Source organism: uncultured Campylobacter sp. (assembly GCF_938040115.1).
Classification (GTDB): domain Bacteria; phylum Campylobacterota; class Campylobacteria; order Campylobacterales; family Campylobacteraceae; genus Campylobacter_A.
This window is the reverse complement of sequence record NZ_CALHXD010000050.1, coordinates 1-6,608: the sequence shown is the minus strand read 5'-3', so window position 1 is coordinate 6,608 and position 6,608 is coordinate 1. Positions and strand designations below refer to the sequence as shown.

Here is a 6,608-nt window from a genome sequence, read left to right as displayed (position 1 = left end):
AGGCTTTTTATCCTATTTGCCGCACCTCCGCAAAAGGAGCTTGAGTGGAACGATAGCGCGGTCGAGGGCGCGTTTAGATTTTTAAACCGCCTATACGAACGAAGCTCGGGCGTAAAAAAATGCACGCAAATCCCGCAGATAGCGCACGCAAATTTGAGCAAAGAAGAAAAATATGCGCGTATGAAGGTTTATGAGGCGCTTAAAAAATCAAACGACGTTTACGAGGAAAATTTTACGTTTAACACCTTGATCGCTGCTTGCATGGAGGCTCTAAATGCCGTAAACGCGCAGGATAATCAGGACGTAACGACGGAAGCGTTTTTTATCATCTTAAATTTGCTCGAGCCTATCGTGCCGCATGTCGCAAACGAGCTTAGCGAGCAGCTATTTGGCAGGGCAAATTTTACGAAAATAGAAATTTTGGACGAGGTTTTCGAAAAAGATAGCTTAAATTTGGCTATCACAGTTAACGGCAAGAGACGCGGCGAATTTGAAGCGCCAAGCAGCGCGAGCGATGACGAGGTTTTGGCTCTAGCTAGACAAAGTGCGGCTAAATGGCTAGAAGGAAAAGAAATAATCAAACAAATTTACGTGAACGGCAAACTCGTAAATTTCGTAATAAAAGGCTAAATCGTGAAGATAAAATTTTTACTACTTTTGGCGACTTTCATCTTGGTTGGATGCGGCTATAAGCCCGTCTCAAAGATCACGAACGACATAATGGGCGACCGTGTATACGTAAACGTATTGATAAGCAAAGAAGAGCCTAAAAACAGCGTTTGGATCAAAGATAGCGTACTAGAGGGTATCGTAACAAGGCTGGGCAAACGCATAAGCTACGATAAAAACGAGCCAACCACCATAACCGTCTCGATCAAATCGCTTAACTATCAAGCGTTGTTATACGATGAAAATGGCTATGTAACTTCGTATAAAGCGATACTAGCGCTAAATTTCGACACTAAGTTAAAAGGCGGCAAAACGCTATCGGTGACGACTTCGGGCGAGCACGACTTTACCGTTTCGCAAAAGGTAAGGGATACTAGATTTGCCGACGGCGTTATCAGCGAGAGCGAAAAGTATAACGCTATAAAAGAGGCTTCGCAGGAGGCTTTTGACGAATATATCGCCGTGCTTGCGGTAAAAGGGCTAAAAAATGGCGACTAGCGTCAGCCAAGTCATAAAAGAATCAATCCAGACCATGAAAGAGCGAGGGCTCATGTTAACTCCGGATAACTACGCCGAGGTTTTTTGCGAGATAGCGAAAAAAAACGGCGTAATAGTGCCTGATTGTCAGAAGCTTGAAAAATACTCGGCTCGCCTAAACGATGAGCTTAAAGCGCAGCTAAAACAAAAAAACGTAAGAAACTTGGACGAGCTTTTTGCTTTTATGGCGGCTAGGCTAAATTCGCCCGGCCTAGCCGAGTATCCAAAACTAATAAATGCACTCGTAGCTATGAATAAAAAGGTTTTTCAGGCCGTAGCTTCGTTGCACAATAAAAATGCTAAAAATTTAGCCGAAGCAAGCTCGGAAGCCCTAAATAGAAGACTAGATGCGCAAGCCATAGATAGAATAAAAGACAAATGGTTCGATTTTTTAACCGATTACGACGATAGTTTTTTGAAAAGATTGGGCGTTTACGGCGTTAAAAATTTTAGTGACCTGAGAGATATCGTTGCTGAGCTTGAGGATGTTTTGACGAAAGAGCAGGCTTGCGAAAAACTAGTTCCGCTCGTATCGGATATGCTAAGACCTTCTATTACCGATAAAATCGACGGCGAAATAGAAAAAGTAAATAAAATTTTAAAAAGCGATCCAAAGCTTTTAGAAGATTTCTCGGTTAGAAAAAATATAGAAAATTTGACCAAAAAGCGTATCGAGCTTGATAGGGCCGAGGTTTCTACGAAAGTCGGATCGCTAGATAAGGTTTTGGATGGCATAAACGAGCAAATAGCAAGCCTAATCAGCAGTTCTTCTAAGAGCTCGAGCCAGATGCAGTTTATCAAAAACGATCTAAATTCGATAAATTTAAACGAAGATAGTTTTGAGGGGATCAGAGATAAATTAAAAAATATCGCCGATACCTTGGATGTCGAGGTTAAGCAATTAGGCGAGCAGATGCTAAGCGACCAGCAAACTATAAAAGAGCTACAAGAAAAAGTGAGCAAGCTGGAAGTAGAGCTAGAAAGCGCGAAAGCCGAGAGCAAAGAGGATTTTTTAACTAAAACCGCGACAAAAAAAGCACTAATGGAAGAGCTTGGGCGGTTGGAGGTTGATTTTTTACAACAAAATGCCGACTACTCCGTGTGTTTTTTTGATATAGATCATTTTAAAAATATAAACGACGAATACGGCCACGACGCCGGTGACGTGATAATAGCAAGCGTAGGAAGGGTGCTTAGGGGCAACTCCAGGGAAGCCGATTTCGTCGCTAGGTACGGCGGCGAGGAGTTTGTGGTGTTGTTGCCGGGGTTTGATATGGCGCAGAGTATAGAGTTTGCGGATAAGGTGCGCGATGTGCTAAAAAACTCCAAATTTTTATATAAAGACGAACGCATTAACGTTACGGTGAGTTGCGGCGTTGCTATACGCAGCCAAAATCAAAGTCAAGCAGCCGTATTAGAAGCTTCGGATAAAATGCTATATCAAGCTAAGCAAAACGGCAGAGATCAGGTGATGCCTAAAATTTAATGAAACTCGAATATTTTTTAGAAAACAAACCCCTTTTTTACAAGGAAATCAACCGCGCTCGCATGCCAAACACCTTTAAATTCGTACAAGGCGCGTTTAAAATACCAAAAATCATCCATATTATCGGCACGAACGGCAAAGGTAGCACGGGGCGATTTTTAGCGCAGATGCTCGCTCGCGGCCATAGCGTCGGACACTATACGAGCCCGCATATTTTCGAGTTTCGAGAGAGATTTTGGATGAACGGCGCCGTAGCTAGCGCGGATGCGCTCGAAACGGCTCACGAGAGGCTGATTAAAATTTTGCCTGCCGAAGTAGCGCGCTCGCTTTCGTATTTCGAGTACGCGACGATGCTTTGCGCTCCGCTTTTTGAGGGGTGCGACTTTTTCGTCTGCGAGGCTGGCGTAGGCGGCGAATTTGACGCTACGAACGTATTTGACAAGCGCCTTAGCGTCTTTACTCCGATCGGCTTTGACCACACGGCGCTGCTGGGCGATACGCTAGAGCAGATTGCGACGACTAAATTTAACGCGATGGCGGACGTTGCTTTAATGAACGACGACATGAACGAGCTTTGCGTCGGTATCGCTAGGCAAGTCGCCGCTAAAAAGGGCGCAACGCTTAAATTTGCGTCCGAAAATTTAAGTGATGAGGATAAAAACGAGATTAAAATTTACGCGGACAAATTTGGCTTACCAGAGTTTTTGCGCTCAAATTTGACCCTTAGCTCTTCGGCGTTTAAGGAGCTTGGATTTAGCTTAAATTTAGCAAATTTAGGCGCGCTAGATCTAAACGGACGCTGCGAAAAGATCGCGCCAAACGTCACGATTGACGTCGGGCACAACGAGATGGCGGCGCAAGCCCTAGCTAAAAAATTTGAGGGCAAAAAGCTAAATTTGATCTTTAACGCCTTTGCTGACAAGGACATAAAAGCCGTCCTAAAGGCGATCAAACCGATCGTAAAAAAAACCTACATCATCGAGTACGAGACGCCGGGCCGCGAGCTAGCGACAGCGCAGGTAAAAGAGGCTTTGCGCCAGCTTGATATGGAGTTTGCTGACTTTACGGACGTGCGCGCGGACGAGGAGTATCTGGCGTTCGGGTCGTTTTACCTCGTGGAAGCCTTCCTAAAAAGGTACCGCGGTGCAAAGTGAGGTTTTTGAGTATTTTTTAAACGGAGGCGATGCGCAGCTGCTCGTCTGTGAGGATGACAAGGAGGCTATCGCGGCTCTTAGCGCGGCGGAATTTGCCGGGCTTAGAGCTTTTAGGTTGCCCGATTTTAGGGCGCGCGAGGGCGATGATCTGCGTAGCTTTAGCGCCGAGCTTTTTGAGCTCTCCTCCGAGCTAGCTAAATTTTACGAATTTGAGGGCAAAAAGGTCCTCATTAGCCCCATTTGCACGGTTCTAAACAAACTTCCAGGAAAAAAACATCTACAAAAGCTAACGCTAAATTTCGGCGACAAAATCGATCCCAAAGAGTTAGCCCAAAAGCTACTGCGCTTTGGCTACGAGGCGGTCGATATCGTGGAGAGCGAGGGCGAGTTTTGCGTTCGCGGCGAGATCATTGACGTTTTTTGCGTCGGCGCGCAGGAGCCAAACCGCATTTTGCTTTTTGACGATGAGATAGAGAGCATCAGGCACTACAGCACGCAAACGCAAATTTCAAACAAAACCGAGCTAAAAAGCGTTGAAATTTCGCCTTTTATCGCGGCTCTGGGCGAGGCTGAGTTTGAAAAAACGTCAGAAAAAATAAAAGATATGCAAACGGACGCGCTAATCAGCGACCTAAAGACGCTCGGATTTTGGGCGATAGACGGTTTTATCGACTATACGCGCGAATTTAAAACGGTTTTAACGAAAAAATTTGACGGCTTTGAGCGGGATCTAGGCGAGGTGGCAAATTTGCCCGTCTTGCCCGCGGCTAAAGTTTATAAAGATTTAAGCGTAACTCCAAACGCCGATTTTTTCGAGCTTAATAAAAATAAAAAAATCAAGGTTTTAGCGCGTAACGAGGGACTTTTTAACGCATTAAATTTAAGCGAATATCAAAACGTGGAGTTCGTGCAAACCGAAGCGGCGTTAAATTTGGTTTCATTAAGCGAGATCATCGTCTCGTTAAATAAATTTGAAAAGAAAAAGCGCGCCAAAAAACCGAGTCTAGTCATCGACGAGCTAAAAGCCGGCGACTACGTCGTGCATGAGGAGTACGGCATCGGCAAATTTACGGGGCTTGAAAAGCTAACCGTGCTCGGCAGGACACGCGAGTTTGTCGTGATCGTTTATCAAAACGAGGACAAGTTGCTTTTGCCAGTCGAGCACTTAAATTTGATCGACAGATACGTCGCGGGTAGCGGCAGTATCGCGGTTTTAGACCGTCTAGGCAAGGCAAATTTCGCCAAGATAAAAGAAAAAGTTAGAGCCAAGCTTTTTGTAATCGCGTCAAAGATTATTTCACTAGCCGCCCAGCGCGAACTAATCCGCGGCGAAATCATCGAAAAGGACGATGCGGAGTATCTAAATTTCTTGCAAAACGCGGGCTTTGCCTACACGAGAGATCAGGAGCGCGCCTCAAGCGACATAGCAAACGACCTAAAAAGCGGCAAGGTGATGGATAGGTTGCTTAGCGGCGACGTGGGATTTGGTAAAACGGAAGTTGCTATGAACGCGATATTTAAATGCGTGAAATCGGGCTTTCAAGCGCTATTTTTCGTGCCGACGACGCTTCTTAGCTCGCAACATTTTAAAAGCCTAAAAGAGAGGCTGGGCAAATTTGACGTTAGCGTCTTTAAACTCGACCGTTTCACAAGCGCGAGGGAAAAAGCGGCCGCGGTTAAGGCGCTAGAGGCCGGGCAGCCTTGCGTTTGCGTGGGTACGCACTCACTTTTGTCGGTTAAGCCCTCAAATTTAGGCCTCATCATCATCGACGAGGAGCATAAATTCGGCGTCAAGCAAAAAGAAAAACTAAAAGAGATCTCAAGCGCCTCGCACGTGCTATCTATGAGCGCGACGCCGATACCGCGCAGCCTAAATATGGCGCTTTCAAGCGTCAAGGGCTACTCGGTGCTACAAACTCCGCCAAGCTCGCGCCTAGACGTGCGAACCAGCGTGCGCGAGTGGGACGAAAAGGCGGTAAAAGAGGCCATCATGCGCGAACTGCGCCGCGGCGGGCAAATTTTTTATATCCACAACCACATCGCCACGATGCCTCAGGCAAAAAAGCAAATTTTAGACATCATGCCAAATTTACGCATCCTCATGCTACACTCCAAGATTGACGCTAAAACGACCGAAGAGGAGATGATGAAGTTTGAAAACGGCGAATACGACGTGCTGCTAAGCACCAGCATCGTAGAAAGCGGTATCCATCTGCCAAACGTAAACACCATCATCATCGAGGGCGCGAATAAATTCGGTATCGCAGACCTGCATCAGCTACGCGGACGCGTCGGCAGGAGCGACAAGCAGGCGTATTGCTACTTCCTGGTCGAAGACAAAAACGCCCTAAGCGAGGACGCGCTAAAACGCCTAGTCGCACTTGAGAGTAATTCGTTTTTGGGCTCAGGCAGCGTGCTAGCCTATCACGATCTAGAAATCAGAGGCGGCGGCAATCTCGTCGGCGAAGCTCAAAGCGGCCATATCGAGGCGATCGGCTACTCGCTCTACATCAAAATGCTCGAAGAAGAGATAAATAAACTGCTAAATAAAGAGAGTTTTGAGAGTGCGAAAATCGATCTGAAACTCAGCATTAATGCATTTTTAAACTCGGAGTTTATCGGCGAGGATAGACTGCGTTTGGAGCTTTATAGGCGGCTTAGCAAGTGCAAGGAGGTGGCCGAGGTTTATGAGATAGAGGGCGAGATCGAGGATAGATTCGGTAAGCCAGACATCTACACCAAGCAGTTTTTAAGTCTCATTA

General features: G+C 46.1%; 5 protein-coding genes. All 5 read left to right on the top strand.

Annotated features, from left to right (window positions below; genetic code table 11):
* On the top strand, positions 1–630 hold a 630-nt coding region (locus tag Q0314_RS02045; RefSeq protein WP_298055968.1), incomplete at its 5' end, for a class I tRNA ligase family protein.
* A 3-nt stretch (positions 631–633) separates the two neighbouring features.
* Positions 634–1,167: a penicillin-binding protein gene (locus Q0314_RS02040; protein WP_002946618.1), complete on the top strand. Its 534-nt coding sequence runs from the start codon at positions 634–636 to the stop codon at positions 1,165–1,167.
* A complete protein-coding gene (locus Q0314_RS02035; RefSeq protein WP_298055963.1) occupies positions 1,157–2,692 on the top strand; it encodes a GGDEF domain-containing protein in 1,536 nt (511 codons plus the stop codon). The genes Q0314_RS02040 and Q0314_RS02035 overlap by 11 nt, the downstream gene beginning before the upstream one ends.
* A complete protein-coding gene (locus tag Q0314_RS02030; RefSeq protein ID WP_298055960.1) occupies positions 2,692–3,846 on the top strand; it encodes a Mur ligase family protein in 1,155 nt (384 codons plus the stop codon). Before Q0314_RS02035 ends, Q0314_RS02030 begins: the two co-directional genes overlap by 1 nt.
* Positions 3,836–6,608 (top strand): DEAD/DEAH box helicase (locus Q0314_RS02025; RefSeq protein ID WP_298055958.1); only part of this gene is annotated, 2,773 nt, incomplete at its 3' end. The genes Q0314_RS02030 and Q0314_RS02025, both read left to right, overlap by 11 nt.

Bases quoted from the DNA above. Each gene is read 5' to 3' on its own strand.
- Q0314_RS02035 (WP_298055963.1), top strand. From the start codon at position 1,157: ATGGCGACTAGCGTCAGCCAAGTCATAAAAGAATCAATCCAGACCATG.
- Q0314_RS02030 (WP_298055960.1), top strand. From the start codon at position 2,692: ATGAAACTCGAATATTTTTTAGAAAACAAACCCCTTTTTTACAAGGAA.